This window comes from Hymenobacter wooponensis (assembly GCF_004745865.1).
Classification (GTDB): Bacteria; Bacteroidota; Bacteroidia; order Cytophagales; family Hymenobacteraceae; genus Hymenobacter; species Hymenobacter wooponensis.
The window spans coordinates 23,200-46,186 of sequence record NZ_SRKZ01000007.1 but is presented as its reverse complement, the minus strand read 5'-3'; the positions used below and the strand labels follow the sequence as shown (position 1 = coordinate 46,186).

Here is a 22,987-nt window from a genome sequence, read left to right as displayed (position 1 = left end):
TTCCCCCTTTGCTTTATGCCTTTTTAATTAAGCGAAGATAGTGTTGTATATTACTTCGCTTTTTACACAGTTTAACTTCACACATGTTCTCGAAGAGCTACCTATTGCTGACGCTGGGCACTGCTGCTGGCCTAGCCCTTACGGGTTGTGCATCTAGCACGCCTGCTGCCACTTCCACGTCGACTACCACCTCTACTGCCACCGCTACCACCACTGAATCAGCTCCGAAAGGCCCCGTAATGCCCGGCATTGGCTTGGACCTGGCGGCTCGTGACCTGTCGGTATCACCTTGCGAAGACTTCTTCCAGTATGCCAGCGGCACTTGGGTAAAGAACACCCCCATTCCGGCTGCCGAATCGTCGTGGGGCTCCTGGAATACCCTCATCGATCAGAACAACGCCGTGCTGCGCCAAATTCTGGAGTCGTCTGCCGCTAACAAGTCGGCCGCTAAGGGCTCTAATGCTCAGAAAGTGGGCGACTTCTACGCCTCGGCCATGGACACCGTGGCCATTGAGAAGGCTGGCTTGAAATACCTACAGCCCGAGCTGGCGCGCATCAATAGCGTGAAAGACCTGAAAGGACTGCAGACCCAACTGGTGCGTCAGCAGATGCTCCAGACCCGCTCGGTGTTTGGCCTGGGCGTGCGCCAGGATTCCAAGAAGAGCACGGAGTATGCCGTATACATGGGTCAGGGTGGCCTAACGCTGCCCGACCGCGACTACTACCTCAAGGATGATGCGCGCTCCAAGACCATCCGGACGGCGTACACCACCTACCTCACCAACATGTTTAAGATGTTGGGTGATAACGAGGCTACCGCTTCTAAGAACGCTGCCACTGTGCTGCGGCTGGAAACCCGGCTCGCCAAAGCCAGCAAAGACCGCGTAGCCCTCCGCGACCGGTACGCCAACTACAACAAGATGACGGTGGCCGAGGCGAATGCTCAGTTTCCGAACATCGGCCTGACGGCTATGCTGCCCCAGGTAGGCCTAGGCTCGGTGAAAGAGGTGATTGTAGGCCAGCCTGAGTTTATGAAGGAAGCCAGCGCGGCCCTGAAGCAGGAGCCCATCGGTGACTGGAAAACCTACATGCGCTTTCACTTGGTAAACTCCGTATCGTCGGCCCTGCCGAAGGCGTACGTGGATGAGTCGTTCCGCTTCAACCAGGTGATGAGCGGCGCCAAGCAGCAGCAGCCTCGCTGGAAGCGCATGCTGCGCTCAACGGATGGTACGTTGGGCGAGGCCTTCGGTCAGATCTACGTGGAGAAAGCCTTCACCCCCGAAACCAAGAAGAAGGCCCTGGAGATGGTGGCTAATATCAAGGAAGCCATGGGTGAGCACATTCAGGCCCTGGAGTGGATGAGCCCCGCCACCAAGCAGGAGGCCATGAAGAAGCTGAACGGCTTCACCGTAAAAATCGGCTACCCGGATAAGTGGAAGGACTACTCGGCCCTGAACATCTCGCGTGAGTCGTACCTGAAAAACGTGCTGGCTGCCCGCGAATGGGAGTTCAAGGACAACGTGAGCAAGTTTGGCAAGCCGATTGACCGCACCGAGTGGGGCATGACGCCGCCCACGGTGAATGCCTACTATAACTCCACGATGAACGAAATCGTGTTCCCGGCCGGCATTATGCAGCCTCCATTCTTCGACCCCAAGGCCGACGACGCGGTGAACTACGGTGGTATGGGCGCGGTAATTGGTCACGAAATCACGCACGGTTTCGATGACCAGGGCCGGCAGTCGGACGCCGAGGGCAACCTGCGCGACTGGTGGACCAAGGAGGATGCCGCTGAATTCTCTAAGCGCACCGACCTGGTGGGCAAGCAGTATTCGTCGTTCTCGCCTCTGGATTCAGTGTACGTGAATGGCAAGCTGACTATGGGCGAAAACCTCGCCGACTTCGGCGGTACAGCCCTGGCCTACAGTGCCCTGCAGAAGCAACTCCAGAAGCAGTACGGCAGCAACCCCCGTCCGCAGTACGACGGCCTGACGCCGGAGCAACGCTTCTTCCTGGCCTGGGCGCAGGTATGGCGCACCAGCATGCGCCCCGAGGCTCTACGCCAGCAGGTACTCACGGACCCGCACTCGCCCGCGCAATACCGCACCAACGGCCCGCTGATGAACATGCCCGAGTTCTATGAGGCCTTCGGCTGTAAGGAAGACGCCAAAATGGTCCGTGCCCAGAACGTGCGCGCCCGCGTTTGGTAAGCCAGTACGAGTAAGTAAACAGAAAAGCGAGTTGCCCCAGGCAGCTCGCTTTTCTTCTTTTGATGTTCTCTCATTCCTTTCTTCACTATGAAAAACCGGAATACTCTTACGCTGGCCGCTTTCTCGATTGCCGGTCTTGGCCTGTCTCTGAGTAGCTGCAGCTCCTCGAAGCCCGTGGCAACCACTGCCCCCGATACCACCATGGCCGCTCCGGCGGCTGAAGCTCCCGTAGTGAAAGGGGTAGGCCTGGATGTAGCCAACATCGACCCGGCCGTATCGCCCTGCGACGACTTCTTCCACTTTGCCAGCGGCACTTGGCTCAAGAACACGCCCATTCCGGGCAGCGAGGTGCGCTGGGGCAGCTTCCAGCAACTCGCTGACCGCAACAACGCCGTGAGCCGCCAGATACTGGAAGAGGCTGCGGCCAATACCTCGGCGCCAAAGGGCAGCAACATGCAGAAGGTCGGCGACTACTATGGCTCGGCCATGGATTCGGTGGCCATTGAGAAAGCCGGCATTATCCCGCTCCGGCCGGAGCTGGTGCGCATTGCGGCGGTACGAGACCTGAAGGGCCTGCAGGCCGTGGTGGCTCGGCAGCAGGCGTTGGGTACGGGCGCCTTCTTCCGCGCCTACGTGGGCCCCGACCGGAAACAGAGCACGGTGTACGCCGTGAACATGAGCCAGGGTGGCCTCGGCATGCCCGACCGCGACTACTACCTCAAGGACGACGCCCGCTCTAAAGCCGTGCGCACAGCCTACGTGACGTACATGACTAACACGTTCAAGCTCATGGGCGACTCGGAGGCGACGGCAGCTAAAAAGGCGGCCGCCGTGCTAAGCATTGAAACCCGGTTGGCCCAGGCCAGCAAGAGTCGCGTGGAGCTGCGCGACCCCTACGCCAACTACAACAAGATGTCGGTGGCTGAGGCCAACAAGCAGTTCCCTAACCTGGGGCTGCCCATGTTGCTGACTCAGAATAAGCTGGGCACGGCCAAAGAGGTGATTGTAGGCCAGCCGGCTTTCTTCAAAGAGGTAAACACCCTAATGAAGCAGGAGCCGCTGGCCAACATCAAAACCTACCTCGACTGGCAGCTGGTGAGCTCCGTGAGTTCGGCCCTGCCCAAGGCGTACTCCGACGAGGCTTTCCGCTTTACCCAGGTGCTCACGGGGGCCAAGCAGCAGCAACCCCGCTGGAAGCGCATGCTCGGGGCTACGGATGCCGCCATGGGGCAGGCCTTCGGCCAGCTGTATGTAGACAAGACTTTCACGCCCGAGACCAAGCAGAAGGCCATGGAAATGGTCGACAACATCAAAGCCAGCATGGCCGAGCACATCCAGCAGCTTGATTGGATGAGTGACGCTACCAAGCAGGAAGCCCTGAAGAAGCTGGCCGCCTTTAAGGTGAAGATTGGCTACCCGGATAAGTGGAAGGACTATTCCGCGCTCAATATCTCGCGCGAGTCCTACCTAAAGAACGTGCTGGCCGCCCGCCAGTGGAGCTACAACGACAATGTAAGCAAGTTCGGCAAGCCAATTGACCGCAACGAGTGGCGCTTCACCCCGCCCACGGTGAATGCGTCGTACAACCCGTCGATGAATGACATTACCTTCCCAGCTGGCATCATGCAGCCCCCGTTCTTCGACCCGAACGCCGACGACGCGGTAAACTACGGCGGTATGGGCGCGGTAATCGGCCACGAAATCACCCACGGATTTGATGATCAGGGCCGGCAATCAGACGCCGAGGGCAACCTGCGCGACTGGTGGACCAAGGAGGATGCCGATAAATTTACCCAGCGCGCCGATATGGTGGGCAAGCAGTACTCCGCCTTCTCGCCCGTTGACTCGGTGTACGTGAATGGCAAACTTACCATGGGCGAAAACCTCGCTGACTTTGGCGGCCTGAGTGTGGCCTACAGCGCTCTGCAGAAGCAGCTCCAGCAGAAATACGGCACTGGCCCTCGCCCCAAGTACGATGGCTACACCCCGGAGCAGCGCTTCTTCCTGGCCTGGGCCCAAATCTGGCGCACCAATGCCCGCCCCGAGTACCTGCGCCAGCAAGTCATGACCGATCCGCACTCTCCGGCCCAGTTCCGGACCAATGGCCCGCTGATGAACATGCCCGAGTTCTACGAGGCCTTTGGCTGTAAGGATGACGCCAAGATGGTGCGCGCTCAGAACGTACGCGCCCGCGTGTGGTAAGCTGAACTGTGCTGACCGTAGAATCCTTGATGGATGGTTCTAAACAGGGGTTCTTGACTTAAGAGGCCTAACTCCAGCTTGTCTTGCTCACTAATGGTGTGCTCTGCCTGTGGCAGGCCGCTGTTAGTGGGCAAGCCTTGTTTAGGGGCCTACTATCCCTGACGCTAGCTAGCTAGCTACTGGAGGCTCTATTGCAACAGGCAGAGAGTGTACTATCTGTGCTGGGTTAGCAAGACGAAACTTGGCTTCGTTAAGAAATTAGGCCAGCGTTAATCATGTGGCTGTTCATCGGCCATGGGGTCGTGGCCTCTCTTTTGGCCTACTATTATTTCGTGGTGCAAGTAACCCCACTCGCTCATGGCGCGCACCACACTCAGCAGGGTTTGGCTGTGCGGCGTGCTTTCATATTCCACCGTCACCGGGCGGGTATCGCAGACGGTGCGCTTCACAAGCTGGTGCTGCTCCATTTCCTGCAATTCCTTGGAGAGAACACGCGGCGAAATGCCAATTTCCCGACTCAGCTCCTTGAACCGGTACTTACGCTCAAGCAACACGGCCAGGATAACAAGTTTCCATTTGCCGCTGATTACGTCGAGAGTATCGCGGACGGCTTGGTGTTGGCTTTTGCCAGCGGGACCAGGGCAAACGAGCATGGTGGTATCCTTTTAGTAACCGGTATCCTGTTGGTAATACATACCAAAGCTACCCCAACTGCCCGATAAGTTTGCCCTCGCATTTACCCCGAGGCCTACCCAAGCAGCGCCGATGCTGGCAGTTAGCTAAGTAGTGTAGTTCACCTCAGCTACCGGGATTTCCTTATACAGTACTATACGCTCCCCATGAAACGCATTCTTGTCTACGGCGCTACTGGCCGTACGGGTGGCCTGGTCGTGGCCTATGCCTTGCAACAAGGCTATGCAGTCACGGCCCTCGTGCGCAACCCTGCTAAGATTTCTCTTGCCTCCCCGTACCTAACGGTTGTGCGCGGGCAGCCCACCAACTTGGCCGATATACGCCGGGCCATGCAGGGCTGCGACTTTGTCATCAGTACGCTTAGTGCGCTAAGTGAAGCTGAGTCGTTTTCGTTGAAAAAGATCACACCGCCGCACACGCTGGAAACGTCGATGGGCTATACAATACAGGCTATGCGGGAGTTGGGGCTCCAGCGTATCGTGACGCTGTCTTCCATTGGGGTGGGCGATTCGTGGCCGTATGCGCCGTGGTATATGCGTCTGATGATTAGGCTAACCAATTTTAAGCTTGTGTTTGCTGACCACGACCGCCAGGAAACCTTGCTGCGGCAGTCTGGCTTGGAGTGGGTTATTGCTCGCCCGGTGGCCCTGAACAACCGAGAGCAGATCGGGCAGCTAATTGTGCGCTACCAACAAACCCCTTCGCCCTTCGCTATCAGCCGGCAGCAACTAGCCAGGTTTATGGTAGATTGTTTACAAGGCGACGACTTCCTGCACAAGGCGCCTTTGCTGGCGGAGAAGTAAGCGAGAGAAGGGGGTAGACGACAGTCTAATTTCTCCGTTTCCGGACCATCGTATCAGTACCAGAAATACTAGGCCTGTAACGCTGCCGTTTTGTGGGCGTAACAGGCCTAGTATTCGTTTTGGACTGTACTAGCGAGTTAACTAATGACGCTTGACTTACCTTCGTTCTATGTCAGAGAATATGGTAAATGACTTCTTGCATCTGCTGCACCGGCCCGATCTGAGTATTCTAACGGCCCGGTGGCTGCGGACTACCTCCTCGCCGGAGCTCCGTACGGGCTACCATCGGCTGCTGGAATTTGCGTCGGGCTGTACTACGTGCATGTGGCTGATCGACTCGCGCCGCCGGGAGCATCTGGATAATAGTGACGTACACTGGCTGGTGCGCGACTTCTATCCCATGCTTCGGACCCGCCTGGGCCAGCATGTGTACCTGGCCTACCTCATCTCGCCGGCTCAGCTAGATGATACTACCGACGATAACACCCTGCCCGCGTTACCCTACACCCACGGCGACTACTGCTCCATCAATCAGTTTACGAACGAAGGGGAGGCTGTGCAGTGGCTTACCAAACACCTGCACCTGCCGGCCTAGCCCACTCTGCTAATTTTACTTTCATGAAAGGTGGCCTACGTATTCCGTAGGCCACCTTTTTTGCTTTCTGGAAAAATAAAGTTGTTGCCTTTACACCTTTATTACGAAATGTTCGTAGTATTACGAAATAATCGTAATGACTGACATGGAACGACTTACTCAACCCGAAGAAGAAGCCATGCGCGCCTTTTGGCAGCTAGAGGGTGGCTTTATCAAGGATGTGTTGGAGCTGCTGCCCGAGCCTAGGCCACCCTACACCACGCTGGCCTCTACGGTCCGGAACCTGGAGCGCAAGGGCTACCTGCAGGGCGAGAAGCTGGGCAACACCTTCCGCTTTACGCCCCTGATTGCCGCCGAGGAGTACCGCAAGCGCTTCATGAGCACTTTCGTGGGCGACTACTTCCGCAACTCCTACAAAGAGCTGGTTTCCTTCTTTGCTAAAGATCAGAAAATCAGTGCCGAGGAGCTAAAGGAGATTGTGCGCATGATTGAGAAAGGGCAGGAGGAATGAGCGCCGCCGATCTGCTGCCGTACCTGCTGAAGGTGAACGGGGCCCTGCTGTTGTTCTGCGCGGTGTACTACCTGGGCCTGCGCCGCCTTACCTTCTTCGGCCTGAACCGGGCGTTTCTGCTTTTCGCGCTGGTGTTTGCGCCGGCGTACCCATTCATTGACCTCAGCCCCTGGTTTGACCGCCAGAACCCGCTGCCGGCCCAGTTGCTGCTACTGGCGCCCAACTGGCAAGCCTTCCCAGCGGCCGTACCGGCCACCATCAACTGGCTGGTAGTAGCCTACTGGGCGGGCGTGAGTGGCCTAGCGGTGCGGTTGGTGCTGCAGCTGCTCTCCCTCTATAGGCTGCACCGCATTTCCCGGCCCGCGGAGTTTGAGGGTCGGCAGTTTCGGGCGGTGCCGGAGCCAATAGCTCCCTTCGCCTTCTGGCAGACGGTGTACCTCAACCCCGACCAGCACACGCCCCAGGAGCTGCCGGCCATTATGTGCCATGAGCAGGTGCACGTGCGGGAGTGGCACACCGTGGACGTACTCCTGGCCCAGCTTAGTCTGCTCTTCTACTGGTTTAACCCCGGCGTGTGGCTCCTACGCCAGGCCCTGCACGAAAACCTGGAGTTCAACACCGATTACCGGGTGCTGCAATCGGGCCTGCTCGACAACAAAACCTATCAGTACCAGCTACTGCACCAGAGTGTGCAGGGGCAGGCCAACTCTATCGTCAGTCATTTCAATTTCCACCTCCTTAAAACTCGTATCATCATGATGAATAAGCCCCGCACGGCCCGCCCGCAGGCCGCCCGCTACCTGCTCCTGTTGCCCCTGGCCGCCGGCCTTACCCTCTGGAGCTGCGAGAAGAAAGCCTACCTCCCCGAGCCATCCACCACCAACGCCAATACCAAAGCCGAGCAGGACAATACCCTTTATTTTGTAAACGGGGTGCGCGTAACGAAGGAAGCCGCCATGGAAATGTCGCCGACGCGTATTGCCAGCGTGAATGTGCTGAAAGGCCGCAAATTTCGGGAAGGCTTCAACCAAGCCGCGTTTGAGCAGGATTTCGGCCACAATAATGGCCCAATCATGCTACTTATTACGAAGGGCAATGAAAACTCCTCGGAGTTACTGGCTTTTAACAAGAAGTACAATATCACCTACCGCATTCCTACAGCTCAAGAGAAAGAGGCTGCTAATCAGCGTATAAAGGAGAGCTACGTGCTGGTAAACGGGCAAGAGTCTAGTGAGGATGTCACCAAAATGGACCCTGCCACTATTGAGAGCATGACTGTGCTAGATGCAGAGCAGGCCACCGCTAAATATGGGGAGAAGGGTAAGAAAGGCGCCATTCTCATCACAACCAAATAAACGCTACTAGCTATTAGTTGCCTATCCCGGATATGTATAGAGGCAAAAAAGCGCGAGGAGTATCCTCGCGCTTTTTTGTGTATTAGTGCTAAAGGGTGCTATTCCTGGCGGCGGAAGGGGCGGAAGGCCGATGAGGTATTGGCCTTGAGAATGGCGCCTACACCTTGGTGCGCCGTGAAGAAGCTGTTGACGGCGGCGGTCAGGCCGGCATCATCGTCCAGCGATACATCGGCCAGCACGTCCCGCTGGTCTAGGGGAGCGGGGAGAGTGCTGAGGCGGCAGCGCGGAATGCTAAGCGGGTGCTCGGCGTACAGCACGGTTCCATCCTGGGCGGCGTGGGTGTGGCGGTAGCGCCAGGCTACGTTGTAGGCCACTGCTTTACCGAAGGCGTTAGGATCGGTGTACGTTTCAAAGCCAAGCTGGCGCAAATATTCTTCTGTCATCCTGTAAGTTACGCTTTTTCTGGTCGGCGGCAGGCTAGGTGTTGCGTGGTAGAGTACTCAGCTCGGGGCCTACTAGCAGGGGGCGGCTTCTGCTGAGCAACTTAGGCCGGTACCTTAGCCAAAAAGATTATGCCTTCTGGCGTGCTACCAGCCATATACTTCCTGCCAGCATAGCGAGCATACTGCCGGCTACTACCGCGGTGCGTAGGGGCTGGGCGGTACGCTGTTGGGCCCCGGTGGGAATAACTTCGGGGAGTTGCTGGCCGCTGGTAGCGCGCAAAATTAGCTGCACGGTTTCCTGGGGCTTATCCCACTGCGGGAAGTGGCCGCTCTCCTCAAACCAGTACAGCCGGGCATCGGGGAAAAGCTCTCGGGCCCGGCGCGCTTGCCGCGGGAAGCACACTCTGTCTTCGCGCCCCCAGCCAATAACTAAGGACTGCTGAATGCTGCCCTTCGGGGCGCCCTGCTGCTTCTCGCCGTAGGCCAGGTTGTGGAGCAGCTCATCGAAGGAGGGCGCCGCCACAAACGTCTGTAACTCATCTAGTGCTACTTTGGGCGAAAGCCGCCAGGGCCGCGCCGAGAACTGCGCAAACAGCACCGTGCGCCCCAGGGTGTTGCTGGTAATTGCCGGTAGCATGGGCTGCAGGGCCCGCACCAGCCGGATGGAGGCCGCCACGGAGTAATAGAACGTCGGGATTTCCCAGCCGCGCCAGAACCCGCCGGGGTCGAGGGAAACTACTGCGCCTACCACGCCGCCGCGCCGGGCCAGCTCCAGTACCAAGCGGGCCCCCATAGAGCTACCCACCGCATCAATACCCAGCAGATCCTGCTCGCGCAGAAACTCCGTTACGGCATCGGCCAGCGTGCGGATAGAAACCTCCCCCGCAAGCGGCGGCGTCTCCCCAAAGCCCGGCAAATCTACGGCAATGACGTCGCGCTCAGCGGCCAGGGCGGGCAGAACAGTTTGCCAGGAGCGCCAGCTGCCGCCAATGCCGTGCAAGAGTAGCAGGGGCTTGCCGCTCCCGCGCCGGATGTAGTGCATATCCATAAGTACAACCCAAGAATGGTAGTGGCCAGCCAGGAGGGTGCCCTGCCTGATCTGAACAGTAAGGTGTACGCTAGTGATAACGGCCGGGGTGGTATATAATCTGGGGCGGCCGCTGGCCCGGCAGGTGCTAGGCCTAGGGCAGTGTCTCCGGTTCAGGATAGGGCCCCGGTATCAGCTGGTGCCGCATCGCCAATTCCGGAAGGCCAACCTGCTGAAAGCTCTAGTGAATGAGGGCGTAGGAGGCTCAACAGTAGCGGGTAAGAGATGCTGCGCGCTAACTCTATACCGGCTACACGGCGTACACTATAGCCTGACCAACCTCTCTAGGCCATGCCGCTCCACCCCAAGCTCGCCGAAAAGCTTAGTAAACTCTACGAGCCCTCTGCCACCCTTGATGACGTATTCAAGGGCCTCGACCTGACCTTCATTACCAATGAGCTGGGCGAGCCCGTGACCTTGTTTCTGGGTAAGCGCCGGCCCGATGGTGCCATTACCGGCGAGCGGTACGTGCGCACCATTAAGCGGGAGCCGGGCAGCTCACGGGTACTCTCCAGCCATTGGGACCTGAAGGGCAAAGTATCGCGCGCCTGAACTGGCCTAGGCCACTACAGAAGCTGCCGGAGGTCGGCGAGCTGGTTGATGCGCAGCGGGGCCTCCTCGGGGCTCACCTCGCCAAAGCCATAGGTGGCAAAGATAAACGGGGTGCCACTTTGCTGGCTGGCCTCGAAGTCGCCGCGGGTGTCGCCCACGTACACGGGGGCCTGCAGGCCATAGTGGCTGACTACCTCACTGATGTTTTCCGACTTGGGTAGGCCTCTGGTCCCGAAGCACTGGTGCCCCTCGAAATAGTGGCCTAGCTGGCTGTTCTCGAAGAAGGCTTCCACGTACCCGCGCTGGCAATTGCTGACGATGAACAACCGGTACTGGCGTTCCTGCAGGTAGCGTAGCGTTTCCTCTAGCTCGGGGTAAAGCACACCGCCATGCTCGCGGGCTGCGGTCAGTTCCTGCTCGGCGCACAGCGCCCGAAATTCTTCCCGGCGCTCAGCCGGTAGGCTAGGAAACAGGCGCTCATATACTACCCCATACGGCATGCCCGTCACGGCTTGCACTTGAGCCAGGGTAACGTCGTGCTCAATATAATCGACGCTGTTTTTGGCCGCTTGAAAGGCTTTGGTAATGGCTTCAGAGGAGTTCCAGAGGGTACCATCTAAGTCAAAGATGACGCTATCAAAACGCTGTTGCATACGGGAGCTAAGTTGTTAGGATATGTAACTAGGGCGGAATGCAGGATGGCCTAGGAACCCCCGCAGGTCTGTTTTGTTGCTGTTTTCCTCCCGTAAAGCCATCCTAAAGAGGGACGTTTGGCCAGATAAGCCGAGTCATATAGGTAGCGCTAGAGTTAAGCGTGATAGGCGTAGCTACATGGTTTGTATTTAATAAGTGCAATTATATATCTGGTAAATCAGATAAATATTTATTTTGCTATATTATAACATAATGTAGATAATACACTTATTTTCGTGTTATAAGCTGCGTATATCTAAGATGGTGGTTGGCCACGAGATGTAGTAGCACTGGGCCATAACTTTATTAATCTTTTGTATGTCCAAAATACTACTCCTCTTTTTGTGTGCACTGATGCTCTTGCTTGAGCCAGTAGCCGCAGTAGCCACTCCGCGTGAGGCTACTACCACTGAAACAGCGGTCGGCAGTAGCAGCCGTATTGGACACCGCCCCAACTACAAAAAGTATCGGGGCAATAGCCGGCATAAGCCGCGTAAGTTGGGCGTGTTTCGCCGCTGGAAACTATACCGGAAGGCTAAGAAGAAGCGTGCTGCCCGAGGCATTCCCAGCGTTAAAGCTGGCAAACCAGTAAGAACTAGTAAATAAGCTTTTACGCTGCAGTTACGTAAGCCGCCGCCTTTCCGCACTGGAGGGGCGGCGGCATTGTTTTAGGGGAACTGGTGCGCCTAGTAAGTACCGGAAATACTGGGCCTGGAAGTAGGGGAGGAGAGCGTACCTATTCGGGCCCTAATGTCGTACGCAGCCTTCGGGCTAGGTTGCGTGTTATAGCGTACCGGGCTCCTGCTTCCTAGTTTTCCGCTCTCCTATGGCTCTCCCCACCCCTTCAGCCTCCCAAGAGGCACCCTCCACCCTCTGGACGCCCTTTACTTTTGCCGTATTCCGGGCCATTTGGATTGCCTCGGTGGTGTCTAACATTGGCACCTGGATGCAGAACGTAGCTGGCGTGTGGCTGGTAACCACCCTTACTACCTCGGCCCTGCTGGTAGCCCTGATGCAAACGGCCACTAGCCTACCGGCCTTTCTGCTAAGCATGCCCGCCGGCGCCATCGCCGACCTCATCGACCGTCGTCGGCTGCTGCTATTAACGCAGGGCTTTATGGCGGTGGTGGCCCTGCTGCTGGGTGGGCTCACGCTACTGGGCGAAATTTCAGCCTTTGGGGTGCTGGCCCTCACGTTTGTGCTGGGTATTGGAGCCGCTATCAATGCGCCGGTGTGGCAAACTGTAACCGTGGAGTTGGTGCCCCGCAAGGTGCTGGGCTTTGCCATTACCCTCAACGGCGTCAGCAACAACATTGCCCGGGCCATTGGGCCCGCCATTGGGGGCGCCATCATTGCCTACTACTCGCCGGGGTGGGTATTTCTGGTAAATGCGGTGTCGTTCCTGGGCACTTTTGCAGTGATTTACACCTGGAAGCGGCAGGCCGAAGTAGCAAGCGGGCCCGCTGAGAACTTTATGGGAGCCCTGCGGGCCGGCATGCGCTACGTGCAGTACTCACCGGCTATTTATGCGGTGCTGTTTCGCACGTTTGCGTTTTCGTTTGGGGCCAGCGCCATGTGGGGGCTGCTCTCAGTGGTAATTGCGCGGCGCCTGCACCTGAGTTCGGGCTCTTATGGCGTTATGCTGTCGTGGCTGGGGGCCGGGGCCATTACGGGAGCCTTCCTGATGGGCCGGGCCGGTAACCGCCTCAACTACAACCACCGGGTGCTGCTGGGTACGCTGGTGTTTGTGGGCACCAACGTAGCCCTGGCCCTGGCGCCCTCCATCCTGTGGCTATACCCCGTGATGTTCTTGTCAGGTATTGCCTGGCTGATGACCATGACCAGCTTCAGTACCACCGTGCAGCTGAACGTGCCCAAGTGGGTGCAGGCCCGCGTGGTGAGCATGTATATGCTGGTGTTTCAGGCTGGCCTCTCGTTGGGGAGCGTGGTGTGGGGTGAGCTGGCCGACCGCACCACCCTGGAACTGGCCCTGCTAACCACCGCCGGCTGGATGCTGCTGAGTATGCTACTGGCCATTCCTTTTCCCATGCGCTCGGGTGAGGGCCTGAATCTGGAGCCCGCCGAGCACTGGCCCATGCCCTCTACTGCCACCGACGTAGACCCCGACGACGGCCCGGTGGTAGTGATGGTAGAGTACCAGGTAGAGCTTGAAAACCAGGCGGCCTTCCGGCAGGCCGCCGAGCAGCTTACCCGCTTGCGCCTGCGCGACGGCTCCCTGCGGGCGGGCGTATTCACCGACATTACCGAGCCTACCCGCATTACGGAATTCTTTTACGTAGCTACCTGGGGCGAGCATGAGCGCCAGCATCATCGGTTCACGAAGGAAGATATGGCCGTGGAAGAGCGCGTACGGCAGCTGCACAGCGGCCCTGAGCCGCCGCGCGTCACGCACTTTTTGGCCTTCCCTAAGTCTGCCAACGTGGAAGTGCCTACTCCCTACGAAACCATGGAGAGCCCCCAGTAAAATACCGGAGTGGCCTAGAGAGGTGCCAGGCAGTTGTGGCCTAGTACCTGTCTAGGCCACCGTGTTAGCCAATTAGCTGTTTCGCTAGCTCCACTAAGGTTTTGCCAGAGTAGGTAGGCCGGGGAGCCAAGGGGTACAGCGTTTGGCCGGGGCGGGCAATGAAGCCGGCGGCCAGCCCAGCGTGAAGGGCGCCGGCTACGTCCCAGCCGTGGGCGGCAATGAGAACGGCTTCGGCGGGTGCTACCCCCACGGCATGTACTGCGGCCTCGTAGGTGTGGCGGTGTGGCTTGTAAAGCTGCACCGTGTCGATACTCAGCCCCTGGTCAAAGTAGTGAATGATGTCGGCGTAGCGCAGTTGCTCATCCAGCACTAGCTTGGTGGAGTTAGTAAAGGCAACCAGCGAAAAACCAGCGTCGAGCAGCATTTCTAGGCCCTGGGGTACGTCTTTGTGAGCTGGCAACTGAGTCATCAGCGCTGTTATCTGTTGTTTTTTGGCTGGAGCCAGCCGCTTCTTTTTCAGCATGTCAGCCGTCATGTCCAGGGCGGCGTCGGCAATGAGGCTGAAGGGGTGGTAGGCCCGCGTGACGGTATCTACCAGGGAGTACTGCAGCAAGAGCCCAAACCATTGCTTGAACGCCAGCTTATTGCCAAACGCCTTGCCAACGGCTAGCTCGAGCTTGCTCATATCAAGCAGCGTTTCGTTGACATCAAAAAGAAGAACCCGCGGCTGCGCCTGGCCTGAAGAGAGGTGTGACATGGATAGAGGGTTAAGGATGAGCTTGCTACGGATAGCCTTTGCTGATTTGTCTACGTAGATACGGATGCCGGCGGCCGATAAACTACAGCACGGGCAGTAAAAAACTAGTCTGCTGAGTGCTGCGAGAACCGCCCAAAAAAGCGGGTGGTCAACCTCGCGGATAACTACCTTTACCCCCTCATGAGAATTTACTTTGAAAATGCCGCAGGGCGGTTATTAGAAGACCCTGCGGGTTTCTTACAGGCCCACTGGGCCCCAACCCCACGCACCTTCACCGATCTGAAAGCCTTATTTACGCATATGGCGCTGTGCATGCAGCAGCGGAAATGGGGCCGGATATTGATTAACCAACGAGGTATGTTGCCCTTCAGCCCAGAAGAGCAGCGATGGGTAGCTGAGCAGTGGCTGCCTGAGGCAGTACGCACTGCCGGGTACCGTTTTGGGGCAGTGGTAGTTTCAGAAAGCGTACTCGCGCGCTTGGCTACGGCCTATATCACTACGCACGTACAGGGTTTGCCCCTCACGTACCGCTCCTTCGAAAGCGAGGAAGAAGCCAAGGCGTGGTTGATAAAACAACCTGTTTAGCTACTGACCTGGCCTAGGCCAGTTATAATAACAAAGCCGGACTTTACTTTCCTGAGCGGAAAGTAAAGTCCGGCTTTGTGCTGCTTTCAAGGGCGGCGAGTTGCACCCACGGGTGGCTATTATGTACTCGCCGACTGGCCTAGCCGCTTACCATTCGCCGCTGTTGCTGTTGTCGTCGTCGAAACCACCTCCGCCAGTGTCATCCGATGACGTGTCATCATAATCCGACGAGAAGTAGTCGGAGGAGTCGTCGGTACCGTTATCAGCGAAGTAGTCGGGGGTGGTATCCTCGGTGCCGCCGGTGCCGCCCAGGGCCGGGAAACCACCAGTGTAGGCGCCGGCGTTAGAGTTGGGCTCCAGTGGGGCTGGGGGCGTGTCGGCGCCGTACTGGGAGGCATTTGGGGTATCGTGGCCATGCGCCATGCGGTTGCCCAGGTAAGCCCCAGCGGCGGCGGCGGCACCCGTTGCCAGTATTCCGCCCATGCCACTGCCTAGGCCACCTCCGCCACCCGAGTTACCCCGGTTGGGCAGGAAATCTGGTCCGCCACCCGCCACCGGCTGCCCCCCCATTCCGCGGCCGTAATTGCCCGCAGGTCCGTTAGGCTGGTTGGGCAGAAAGTCAGGGGCTCCACCCGGTGCCTGGTTGGGGTAGGGCGCGGTAGTAGTGGGCGCCGACTTCCGCCGGAACATCCGAATCAGCAGCCACAAGCCCCCGCCAATTATCAGGGCCCCTAGTAGCAGCGTGCCCATGCCTATGCCAGATGAGCCTGGGTCAGACACCGGAACAGGAGCCGAAACGGGGTCGGGCGTTGAGGCCCGGGCAGGTAGCTCATCCGTAAGGCCAGAGCCTGATGCACTGGCTGCAGCACCGGTACCCGCACTGCTATTCGCGGTGCTAGCTGGTGCCGTAGCGGCTGGCTGAGTAGGGTTGGGGTCGGCGGCCAGCATCAACGCATTTAGGCCCGAGCGCAGCCCCGCGAAGTAGTTGCCTTGCTTGAAGCTGGGCGTCATTTGCTGGTTTATTACGCGGGCAGTGAGCTCCGGCGTAATTTGGGTGCGCAGCCCCGAGCCCGCCTGAATTGTGACTTTATGCTCTTGGGCACCTAGCAGCACCACAATGCCGTTGTCTTTGTCGCGCTGCCCTACGCCCCAGGCTTGGCCTAGCGCCCGGCCGTAGTCGGCCACATCGCGGCCACCCAGGGTGGGCACGGTCACAACTACCAGCTGGTTGCCGGTTTTATCAGCGTACCGACGCAGGCCGTTCTCCAGGGTTTTGGCATCGGCCGGGCTCATCAGTTGGGCCTGGTCATTCACGAAACGAAAAGGCGCTGGCCGAGCGGGTAGCTCCTGGGCGAAAGTCGCCGCCGGCTGGCCTATTCCCACTGCCATCAGCAGCAGGAAGAAAAGAAGGATGCGATACATGAGGCAGGAAATAAAGTGGAAGAGAAAGGAGGATTACCTGCCTTTTACGACTGCAAGCGCTAAGTGGCTGCTCATAAGCTCAAAAGCTAAAGCTACAGGGCCCACGCACCGGCTTGCCTGCCAGCATAACGTGCGGGTAAAAGGCAAAAGCCCACCCGGTTAAAACCGGGTGGGCTTTTCTAATGAATGCCTTACTTCACTGAGGCGAGAGGTGGCTTAGGAGCCTACGCCTGAGCTCTGGGGCCGATTTTGCATTTTCTGCATGGCATCAGTAGTGCTTTGGGTGCTCTGGGCTCCGTTCTGGCCGTCAGACTGAACGGCTACATCGGTAGCCTGCTGGCCCACACGTTCCGACATCTGCCCGTTGCTGCTTTGGCTGCTAGCACCACTCTGCTGGCTGCTCTGGTTGCCTCGCACCTCAATTTGGTGACGCATGGTTTTCTGTTGGTCCTTCGGTACGCTAATGTGCAGCATCCCATTCTCGAACGACGCCTCAATGCGGCTCGCATCTACGGTGTCGGGGAGCTGAAAGGAGCGGTGGAAGGAGCCGTACGAGCTTTCTACCAGGTGGTAGCGCCGCTCGTTCTGCTCATTACGGAAGGTTCGCTCGCCGGCAATGGTGAGGCGGCCTTGGTGGAAGTCCACCTTGATATCCTCGCGCTTCATGCCGGGCAGCGCGGCTTCAATCTCATAGCTTTTCTCGGTTTCGTACGCATCAACGTGCGGCGAGAAACTATTTACGCGTCCTCGCGCCGCCATAGAGTCGTTAAAGAACCGGTCGAGCATGGTGCTGAAGCTCGAAGAAGCCAGATCGGAAAAGGAGTCCTGATATTTCTGGATAGCCATGGTTGTAAACGGTTTAGGTGGCACACATCAACGAAAGTGTGTGATAATACGCGGCCGAAAAAAGGCGGGTTTCACTAGAGAAACGAAGTTTTTTGCCGGTATAAATGGTTTGTGCCAGAACACCAAGTAGCCCCGCGCGCACCCCGCTGCGGGTAGGTTCCGTCCGCTTTCCGGCACTTATTTCGGGGCAGTAGAGGTTGGGCGCCTCACTATGTGGCAGCTTCTTTTATACTTGCGTTTCCATCCAGCGCCTTTATCCCATGAGCGAGCACCTATCCGTTCTGCAAACCTATTTCGACCTCGTTCAGACCTTCAGCACCGATACCAATGCTTACGCTACGGTATTGCACCCCGATATTGAGCAGATTGAGTATCCTAACCTGCTGCACAAGACCATTCAACGCCGTTCTTTCGCTGACATTATTGCCAATCTGCGGGCGGGCCGGGAGTTGCTACGTGATCCGAGCTTTGAGGTGCAGCACACCCAAACCTGCCCCGACGGAAGCGTTATTGTAGAGGGACGGTGGCAGGCCACTACTACCAACGATATTGGCCTACTCTTGCGCGGACAGCGGTTGTCGGCGCAGCTGTGCCTGATTTTTGAGTTTCAGGACGGTAAAATTCATCGGCAGCGCCGCTACCCCTGCTACGATCTGGTGTAAGCAGCAGGGGCTGGTGGTTGGGCGCGTAAACTCACACTGGGGCACAACCGTATTGCAGAAGCGTACTACTGCCTGCCGCAGCTGACGGGGCAAGCTCCGCGGGCGGCGCGGGTGGCGTACGTGCTTCCTGCCACCCGCCTTGCCCCTGGTCTTATGCGTCGCTTTCTTTCGTTTACTGTGTTGCTGACTGGCCTAGTGGCCGGCACAGCCCAAGCCCAAAACCGAGCCCCGGTTACGCCCACCCGGCGCAACCCCACTGAGCGCGTGAGCCCCATGCCTGGCGTAACGCTGCCCGCTGGCGTGAGTCAGAGAAATGCCGAGCCCGTAGCCCCACCCACCGATGTGCGGCCCAGCGGTACGCTGCCGCTACCCGAGGTGCCAAGTGGCAAGGTAACGGCCGGCCCCATCGACTCAGTACAGGCTGAGCGGCCCACCAGCCGGCGCTCAGCTCCTGCTGCTCCGCGTCGAAAGCGGCCCTAGGGCGGGAGTAGGCCACTGCATGCCACTATTCTGCCGGGCAGAATAGTGGCTACATGCTACCAGGGCAGTACAGCCGAACCCAAAACGTGCAGTTGCTAGACGCCGGTAAACTAGCGGAAAAGGTAGCGGACCCCCACGGTGGCACCGGCGCCGGGACTAATGCCGTAGTAGCCAGAGGATTTGAAATTGGCGTTGATGGCTACGTCGGTAGTTGCTTGCCACTGCGGGCTGATGGCGTAGCGGAAACCCGCGCCTATATCGAAATAGCTGTTTACGGCCGACGCGTGTGATTTCACGGAGTACCACCCGTCGGTGCTGACGTTGGTGTAAAGTACATTGTTGGTTTCCGTTTGTCGCGTCCGATAGATGCTCACGCCCAGAATGCCATCAACCTGAAACCGCCTGGTTGGCTGAGAGAAACCGTAGCGCAGCTGCACTGGTACACCCCACGCAGCTTGTTTGTAGGAGGCAGGCACATATTTCGGGGTGCCATCGTCGGCAAAATTATCATCGAGGGAGCCGCCGCGTCCGTGTACTAAGCCTACCTGCAGCGAGATAGTGGGCGTGAGGGCATAACCACCATACACGTTGCCGCCCAGCAGGTAACAGCCGGTGGAGTTGCCCTTAACAGTAAACACCCGAGTCTCTAGCAGCCCACCCGTGCCGGCGTACCAGCGTGAGGCCAGAGGAGGAATAGGCTGTTGCGCAACGGCAGCGGTGGCACCCGTAAGCACCAGCGCCGAAAGAGTGGCGTAAGCAGAGCGGATAGAAGAACGCATATAAGTTTAGAATAGAATACAGAGAGAATAGTGGTGGCCTAGCGGTAGGCAAGCAAGATTATTTCTGCTTGATATAGGCTGTAGAAGGTACCAGCCGGTAGGCAGGATCGGTGCTGAAAATACCCTGCAACGACCTCACGTGCCGACCCCCAATAATGGTAAGTATTCGGGAGCTGCGCGTAGCCATTTGAGTTGTTACAATATTGGAATAGATTTTCAGGTCGCGGTTATACAGCACAGAAATAAACTCGGCACCAACATAGTGGGGCTTGATAAAGGCGGAATCTACCATCTCGTCGGGCTTGAGGGTGCCATCGGTTACGCGGGCCGGGGTGCGGTACACCAGCGTATGGAGCTGCTCCAGCATGGGCTGGCTGTTGAGGAAGGCCAATAGCCCCGACATCGATAGGTCTCCGGCTTCCCACTTCTGTACCACGGGCGTGTAGTAAGCGCGGTGCTCCGCGGTAGCGTCTTGATAGAGCTTGATGTTGGTGCCCTCGTGCAGAATACTCTGCGAGGTGCCGCCCTGCGAGTTAACGCAGTAGATGCGGTCTAGGCCTAGGCGCTTACCCAGTGGAAACGCCAGCTGGTAAATCTCGGAGCGCCCCCCGGGCATGTTGTTCAGGTCGAGCTTGTCTTGCCGGTAAAGGGCGTAGAGGCTGTCGAGGCGGGGCTGCTGGGAGGGCAGCTCCTCCACCAGTATAGCATTGGGCCGGTACCGCAGTACCTGGTCGCGGAAAGCAACCAGTTCCGTCTGCCGGCGGGGCGAGAGCACATCCGTGGATGGGTTATCCTTCTTATACAGTTGAGGCAGGTGCGGCACAGCCAGCAGCATAATATCTGTGCGAGGACCAGCCTGGCTGGTGGCGGTGCTGCTGGCCGGAGTGTGGCTAGCCGTGCAGCTTACGAAACCAAGTAAGCCGGCGAGGCAAGGGAGCAAGAATTGGCGCATGAAGGATACAGAGATAGTAACGAGTGATAAGCAGTCGAGGAAGGTAGTACTATATAAGACGCTGTGAAAGAGGCCAGCCGTTGCCTGCTACTTCTTACAAAGCTGCTATGGCACAGGGCGTAATGCGTGGGTGAGTTACGAGCCGCCTAAAAGGTTGTATGCAGTTAACGCTTACCTGTAGCTCTTCTATATAGGGAATAATAACATAAGTAAAGCGCTATGTTCTCAACTGTATTTAAGTTATATTTAATATAACTAATTGGTTGAAATTCAGCCGTATTAGCTCGTTTATATCTTCTTTCTCACCTTCAATTTATGTTGCCATGAAGTATTCTCGTCTCTGCCTCGCTGTGCTTGTTACCGGGCTCCTGGCCGCAGGCTGCGCCGACAAAAACGGCTTCGAGCAAGTAGCGCCCAACCAGTCGGATGCCAAGGCCATGCCTGATCAAGCAGCCGTAGTGGTGGATGGCCTAGCCAGCCCCATCGGAATGAGCGTCGATAAGAAGGGGTTGATCTGGGTGAGCCAGAGCGGCACCGGGCAGAACGATGGATCGGTGGTAGTGGTGGCGCATAATGGCGACGTGCAAACGGTCTTCACCGGGTTTGGGTCGGCGCGGCTGCCCAACGGCGAGCTGGGTGGCCTAGGCCACGTGCTCTACAACGACGGGGTGCTGTACATCCTCGACGGGCTGAACGGACGACTTTACATAGCGGATGTATCGAAGTACAAGGCCAAGGATGCTCCCGTTAGTGCCTCGAAGTTGCCATTTATTGAACTCAAGACCTTTGTGTACTCTCAGAATCTGTCTACTCCCCTCGACTCCAATCTCTACGACCTGACTTTTGGGCCTGATGGGCATCTCTACATTGCCGATGCGGGAGCCAATGCCATCATCAAGGTGAACCTGAGCACCCGGCAGCCCAGCGTGTTTGCCCGCATCCCCAACATCAACCCCATGACGCAGCCCGTGCCCACGGGCATTATCTATGAGGGCAATCGGTTCTTGGTGACTACCCTCACGGGCTTCCCCTTCACCACTGGGGCCGCCAAAATTCTGCAGATTAGCACCAGCGGCGTAGTGAGTGACTACCGCACCGGCTTCACGGCCCTCACCAACCTGGCCCCCACCCGCAATGGCGGCTTGCTCGTGACGGAGTACGCTCAGTTTAAGTTTACTCCCCCAACTTTTGTGGGCTGGCTGCCTTCTACGGGCCGGGTAGCCACAGAAGCGGGTGCGACGGTAGTAGGTGGCCTAGACCGGCTCACCGATATTGAGCGCATCAACCCCAACTTCTACTACGTGCTCAGCACCGGCTCCGGTACCATCAGCAAGATCAAGTACTAAGTACGTCTCACGGGCTAGGCCACCCGCCGCCCACTTACGGGTTGCGGGTGGCCTAGCCGTTTTCGGGGCTTTGATGAATGGGGTGGCCTAGGCGGCAAACCAGCCTCAGGAACCAGGGCGGTTAATAGACGTCAGGCGCAGCCGCAGGTATTGCTGTAACCAAATGGGATAGAGGTTATAAGTGATATTGAGCACCGCTAGCCCCACGGCCCAACCCCAGCGACCCTGGGTGGCGGCGGATATGCTGCACAGCAGAAAGAACACTAGCGCCGCCACATGAAACCGCTCCATGTGGTAAGTATTTCCTAGTAGGCCCGCCACCGACTGCCGGCTCCTCGCCCGGCGGTACTGCGGATAGTGCCGCCGAATGAGCCCATGCACTACGCTGCCGTGCTGGGTGAGGTGGCCCACTATGGCTATGCCTAGTCGCTGATAGGCCACTGGCCGGGCACTCAGTTGCCAGCGCCGGAACCACGCTTTGGGAATGGCATACATCAGCAAGCTCACCCCAATGCTGCCGTATAGCCACAGCCGCGGCAGGTATTGGTAGCAAAATAGGCTAAGCGGTACCAAGTGCAGCACCGACCAAAATACGCTGGGCACTGCATTGTAGAAAGCCAGCACAGCCGACGTGGGCACCTCAGATTTCTTCGGGGTAGGCGGCATAATAGCCCAAGATAATAGCTGCCAGCTAAGCTTGAGCCCTCACGGGACTGACTAAACCACCTATAAACTATTCGGGCCAAACGGGCTGCACGCTGTAGGCCAGTCTCCGGGTAAGCAGCCTACCATACTTCAGCGTCGCCACAACCGAACATAGCGTCCGGTAACGGACGTATTTAAGGCGCTCGTTAAAACGAGAACGTATGGCAAGTGATTAATATTGAGGGTTTTATATAGTTGGCCCGGGCTTTGGTGCTACTAGCGGGAGGCAGGTAATAGCCTGTTCGTTAATGCACACCTTGTCCTTCCCCACTATGAAACGCTTCTTGTATCCGGCCTTTCCGGCCGCTCAATCCCTGTCTTTCCCCTACTCAATTCTGTTATTTGGGAAGCGGCTTTGCCTTAGCGCCGTGCTAGGCCTAGGGTTGTCTGGAGCTGCCTGGGCGAGTGGCCCCGGCGGTACACCCTCAGCGCCGGTGCACGTGCAGGCTGCCGACGAGCACAGCATCCGGGTGCGGATAAACAACCCCACTCAGCAGCCGGGAAAAGTGCAGGTAACTCGTCAGGGGAGCGGCCATGTGCTGTTCAGTGAGGCCTACGCCGCTGCCGCCTACGGCCACCGTTTCGACTTTCGTAATTTGTCGGCGGGCCGCTACGTCTTGCTCATTACCGTAGGGCCGCAGCAGTACCGCTACATAATGCAGGTGCAGACCTCTACTCAGCAGCCCACGGTAGCCATCAGAGCCATAAAGGTCCGGCTTCCTAAAGCTGAAGCTCTGGCTGCGCTCTAGCCAGCGGAATTTACCACATTATTATACTGGCTTAGGCCTCCTCAGCTATGTGATAGAGAAGCCTGGATGTATTGC

23 protein-coding genes are annotated in these 22,987 nt (G+C 57.8%); 13 read left to right on the top strand and 10 right to left on the bottom strand.

From position 1 onward, the window contains the following. The first annotated feature begins 83 nt into the window (after positions 1–83). On the top strand, positions 84–2,210 hold the full coding sequence (locus EU557_RS21315) for a M13 family metallopeptidase (protein WP_135532512.1): 2,127 nt from the start codon (positions 84–86) through the stop codon (positions 2,208–2,210). A gap of 87 nt (positions 2,211–2,297) precedes the next feature. After that, a complete protein-coding gene (locus EU557_RS21310) occupies positions 2,298–4,412 on the top strand; it encodes a M13 family metallopeptidase (protein WP_135532511.1) in 2,115 nt (704 codons plus the stop codon). A gap of 269 nt (positions 4,413–4,681) precedes the next feature. Here EU557_RS21310 and EU557_RS21305 read toward each other — a convergent pair whose 3' ends face one another. Further along, a complete protein-coding gene (locus tag EU557_RS21305) occupies positions 4,682–5,065 on the bottom strand; it encodes a winged helix-turn-helix transcriptional regulator (RefSeq protein WP_135532510.1) in 384 nt (127 codons plus the stop codon). A gap of 186 nt (positions 5,066–5,251) precedes the next feature. On the opposite strand from EU557_RS21305, the gene EU557_RS21300 reads away from it, so the two are divergent. The 4 genes from EU557_RS21300 (at position 5,252) to EU557_RS21285 (ending at position 8,369) form a co-directional block, all read left to right on the top strand. Then, positions 5,252–5,908, top strand: a complete 657-nt coding sequence (locus EU557_RS21300; protein WP_135532509.1) for an NAD(P)-dependent oxidoreductase — start codon at positions 5,252–5,254, stop codon at positions 5,906–5,908. Positions 5,909–6,077: 169 nt separating this feature from the next. After that, positions 6,078–6,503 carry a hypothetical protein gene (locus tag EU557_RS21295; RefSeq protein ID WP_135532508.1) on the top strand — a complete coding sequence of 142 codons (426 nt, stop codon included), beginning with the start codon at positions 6,078–6,080 and terminating at the stop codon, positions 6,501–6,503. 145 nt (positions 6,504–6,648) lie between these two features. Then, the gene (locus EU557_RS21290) at positions 6,649–7,014 is read left to right on the top strand and encodes a BlaI/MecI/CopY family transcriptional regulator (RefSeq protein WP_135532507.1); all 366 of its coding nucleotides are present in this window, start codon (positions 6,649–6,651) and stop codon (positions 7,012–7,014) included. Beyond that, positions 7,011–8,369, top strand: a complete 1,359-nt coding sequence (locus EU557_RS21285) for a M56 family metallopeptidase (protein ID WP_135532506.1) — start codon at positions 7,011–7,013, stop codon at positions 8,367–8,369. Before EU557_RS21290 ends, EU557_RS21285 begins: the two co-directional genes overlap by 4 nt. 98 nt (positions 8,370–8,467) lie before the next feature. Here the strand turns inward: EU557_RS21285 and EU557_RS21280 are convergent, their stop codons facing one another. Together EU557_RS21280 and EU557_RS21275 are read right to left on the bottom strand one after the other, a co-directional pair. Beyond that, the gene (locus EU557_RS21280; RefSeq protein ID WP_135532505.1) at positions 8,468–8,812 is read right to left on the bottom strand and encodes a hypothetical protein; all 345 of its coding nucleotides are present in this window, start codon (positions 8,810–8,812) and stop codon (positions 8,468–8,470) included. Between the two features lie 127 nt (positions 8,813–8,939). Then, positions 8,940–9,860, bottom strand: coding sequence for an alpha/beta fold hydrolase (locus tag EU557_RS21275; protein WP_135532504.1), 921 nt, complete (start codon positions 9,858–9,860; stop codon positions 8,940–8,942). Between the two features lie 330 nt (positions 9,861–10,190). Between EU557_RS21275 and EU557_RS21270 the strand changes: the two genes are divergently transcribed. Beyond that, entirely contained in the window at positions 10,191–10,451 is a 261-nt protein-coding gene (locus EU557_RS21270) for a hypothetical protein (RefSeq protein ID WP_135532503.1), read from the top strand. A 14-nt stretch (positions 10,452–10,465) separates the two neighbouring features. Here the strand turns inward: EU557_RS21270 and EU557_RS21265 are convergent, their stop codons facing one another. Beyond that, positions 10,466–11,104, bottom strand: a complete 639-nt coding sequence (locus EU557_RS21265; protein WP_135532502.1) for an HAD family hydrolase — start codon at positions 11,102–11,104, stop codon at positions 10,466–10,468. Positions 11,105–11,970: 866 nt separating this feature from the next. On the opposite strand from EU557_RS21265, the gene EU557_RS21260 reads away from it, so the two are divergent. Continuing rightward, positions 11,971–13,629, top strand: a complete 1,659-nt coding sequence (locus tag EU557_RS21260; protein ID WP_135532501.1) for an MFS transporter — start codon at positions 11,971–11,973, stop codon at positions 13,627–13,629. Positions 13,630–13,693: 64 nt separating this feature from the next. On the opposite strand, the gene EU557_RS21255 is transcribed toward EU557_RS21260, so the two are convergent. Beyond that, positions 13,694–14,386 (bottom strand): haloacid dehalogenase type II, encoded by a 693-nt coding sequence (locus tag EU557_RS21255; RefSeq protein WP_135532500.1) that lies wholly within the window; start codon positions 14,384–14,386, stop codon positions 13,694–13,696. A 180-nt stretch (positions 14,387–14,566) separates the two neighbouring features. Between EU557_RS21255 and EU557_RS21250 the strand changes: the two genes are divergently transcribed. Next, a complete protein-coding gene (locus EU557_RS21250) occupies positions 14,567–14,971 on the top strand; it encodes a hypothetical protein (RefSeq protein WP_135532499.1) in 405 nt (134 codons plus the stop codon). Positions 14,972–15,118: 147 nt separating this feature from the next. Here the strand turns inward: EU557_RS21250 and EU557_RS21245 are convergent, their stop codons facing one another. Next, the gene (locus EU557_RS21245) at positions 15,119–16,393 is read right to left on the bottom strand and encodes a TPM domain-containing protein (RefSeq protein ID WP_135532498.1); all 1,275 of its coding nucleotides are present in this window, start codon (positions 16,391–16,393) and stop codon (positions 15,119–15,121) included. A 216-nt stretch (positions 16,394–16,609) separates the two neighbouring features. Then, positions 16,610–17,239 carry an Hsp20/alpha crystallin family protein gene (locus tag EU557_RS21240; protein WP_135532497.1) on the bottom strand — a complete coding sequence of 210 codons (630 nt, stop codon included), beginning with the start codon at positions 17,237–17,239 and terminating at the stop codon, positions 16,610–16,612. Positions 17,240–17,499: 260 nt separating this feature from the next. Between EU557_RS21240 and EU557_RS21235 the strand changes: the two genes are divergently transcribed. Then, positions 17,500–17,901: a nuclear transport factor 2 family protein gene (locus tag EU557_RS21235; protein ID WP_135532496.1), complete on the top strand. Its 402-nt coding sequence runs from the start codon at positions 17,500–17,502 to the stop codon at positions 17,899–17,901. A 153-nt stretch (positions 17,902–18,054) separates the two neighbouring features. Then, positions 18,055–18,381: a hypothetical protein gene (locus EU557_RS21230; protein ID WP_135532495.1), complete on the top strand. Its 327-nt coding sequence runs from the start codon at positions 18,055–18,057 to the stop codon at positions 18,379–18,381. Between the two features lie 110 nt (positions 18,382–18,491). Here the strand turns inward: EU557_RS21230 and EU557_RS21225 are convergent, their stop codons facing one another. Both EU557_RS21225 and EU557_RS21220 read right to left on the bottom strand, forming a co-directional pair. Continuing rightward, complete coding sequence (locus EU557_RS21225; protein WP_135532494.1) at positions 18,492–19,160, bottom strand: outer membrane beta-barrel protein; 669 nt, start codon at positions 19,158–19,160, stop codon at positions 18,492–18,494. Positions 19,161–19,218: 58 nt separating this feature from the next. Further along, positions 19,219–20,112 carry a DUF5694 domain-containing protein gene (locus tag EU557_RS21220; protein WP_135532493.1) on the bottom strand — a complete coding sequence of 298 codons (894 nt, stop codon included), beginning with the start codon at positions 20,110–20,112 and terminating at the stop codon, positions 19,219–19,221. A gap of 323 nt (positions 20,113–20,435) precedes the next feature. Between EU557_RS21220 and EU557_RS21215 the strand changes: the two genes are divergently transcribed. Continuing rightward, positions 20,436–21,458 (top strand): ScyD/ScyE family protein, encoded by a 1,023-nt coding sequence (locus tag EU557_RS21215; protein ID WP_135532492.1) that lies wholly within the window; start codon positions 20,436–20,438, stop codon positions 21,456–21,458. Between the two features lie 105 nt (positions 21,459–21,563). Here EU557_RS21215 and EU557_RS21210 read toward each other — a convergent pair whose 3' ends face one another. After that, a complete protein-coding gene (locus EU557_RS21210) occupies positions 21,564–22,124 on the bottom strand; it encodes a glycosyl-4,4'-diaponeurosporenoate acyltransferase CrtO family protein (RefSeq protein WP_135532491.1) in 561 nt (186 codons plus the stop codon). Positions 22,125–22,435: 311 nt separating this feature from the next. Here EU557_RS21210 and EU557_RS21205 point away from each other — a divergent pair, with 311 nt between their 5' ends. Then, on the top strand, positions 22,436–22,912 hold the full coding sequence (locus tag EU557_RS21205) for a hypothetical protein (protein WP_135532490.1): 477 nt from the start codon (positions 22,436–22,438) through the stop codon (positions 22,910–22,912). The last annotated feature ends 75 nt before the right edge of the window (positions 22,913–22,987 follow it).

Coding starts and splice junctions, on each gene's coding strand:
- EU557_RS21245 (WP_135532498.1), bottom strand. CDS start 16,393: ATGTATCGCATCCTTCTTTTCTTCCTGCTGCTGATGGCAGTGGGAATA.
- EU557_RS21280 (WP_135532505.1), bottom strand. CDS start 8,812: ATGACAGAAGAATATTTGCGCCAGCTTGGCTTTGAAACGTACACCGAT.
- EU557_RS21260 (WP_135532501.1), top strand. CDS start 11,971: ATGGCTCTCCCCACCCCTTCAGCCTCCCAAGAGGCACCCTCCACCCTC.
- EU557_RS21220 (WP_135532493.1), bottom strand. CDS start 20,112: ATGCGCCAATTCTTGCTCCCTTGCCTCGCCGGCTTACTTGGTTTCGTA.
- EU557_RS21270 (WP_135532503.1), top strand. CDS start 10,191: ATGCCGCTCCACCCCAAGCTCGCCGAAAAGCTTAGTAAACTCTACGAG.
- EU557_RS21225 (WP_135532494.1), bottom strand. CDS start 19,160: ATGCGTTCTTCTATCCGCTCTGCTTACGCCACTCTTTCGGCGCTGGTG.
- EU557_RS21315 (WP_135532512.1), top strand. CDS start 84: ATGTTCTCGAAGAGCTACCTATTGCTGACGCTGGGCACTGCTGCTGGC.
- EU557_RS21215 (WP_135532492.1), top strand. CDS start 20,436: ATGAAGTATTCTCGTCTCTGCCTCGCTGTGCTTGTTACCGGGCTCCTG.
- EU557_RS21230 (WP_135532495.1), top strand. CDS start 18,055: ATGCGTCGCTTTCTTTCGTTTACTGTGTTGCTGACTGGCCTAGTGGCC.
- EU557_RS21305 (WP_135532510.1), bottom strand. CDS start 5,065: ATGCTCGTTTGCCCTGGTCCCGCTGGCAAAAGCCAACACCAAGCCGTC.
- EU557_RS21250 (WP_135532499.1), top strand. CDS start 14,567: ATGAGAATTTACTTTGAAAATGCCGCAGGGCGGTTATTAGAAGACCCT.
- EU557_RS21285 (WP_135532506.1), top strand. CDS start 7,011: ATGAGCGCCGCCGATCTGCTGCCGTACCTGCTGAAGGTGAACGGGGCC.
- EU557_RS21255 (WP_135532500.1), bottom strand. CDS start 14,386: ATGTCACACCTCTCTTCAGGCCAGGCGCAGCCGCGGGTTCTTCTTTTT.
- EU557_RS21235 (WP_135532496.1), top strand. CDS start 17,500: ATGAGCGAGCACCTATCCGTTCTGCAAACCTATTTCGACCTCGTTCAG.
- EU557_RS21240 (WP_135532497.1), bottom strand. CDS start 17,239: ATGGCTATCCAGAAATATCAGGACTCCTTTTCCGATCTGGCTTCTTCG.
- EU557_RS21205 (WP_135532490.1), top strand. CDS start 22,436: ATGAAACGCTTCTTGTATCCGGCCTTTCCGGCCGCTCAATCCCTGTCT.
- EU557_RS21295 (WP_135532508.1), top strand. CDS start 6,078: ATGTCAGAGAATATGGTAAATGACTTCTTGCATCTGCTGCACCGGCCC.
- EU557_RS21210 (WP_135532491.1), bottom strand. CDS start 22,124: ATGCCGCCTACCCCGAAGAAATCTGAGGTGCCCACGTCGGCTGTGCTG.
- EU557_RS21300 (WP_135532509.1), top strand. CDS start 5,252: ATGAAACGCATTCTTGTCTACGGCGCTACTGGCCGTACGGGTGGCCTG.
- EU557_RS21310 (WP_135532511.1), top strand. CDS start 2,298: ATGAAAAACCGGAATACTCTTACGCTGGCCGCTTTCTCGATTGCCGGT.
- EU557_RS21275 (WP_135532504.1), bottom strand. CDS start 9,860: ATGGATATGCACTACATCCGGCGCGGGAGCGGCAAGCCCCTGCTACTC.
- EU557_RS21290 (WP_135532507.1), top strand. CDS start 6,649: ATGGAACGACTTACTCAACCCGAAGAAGAAGCCATGCGCGCCTTTTGG.
- EU557_RS21265 (WP_135532502.1), bottom strand. CDS start 11,104: ATGCAACAGCGTTTTGATAGCGTCATCTTTGACTTAGATGGTACCCTC.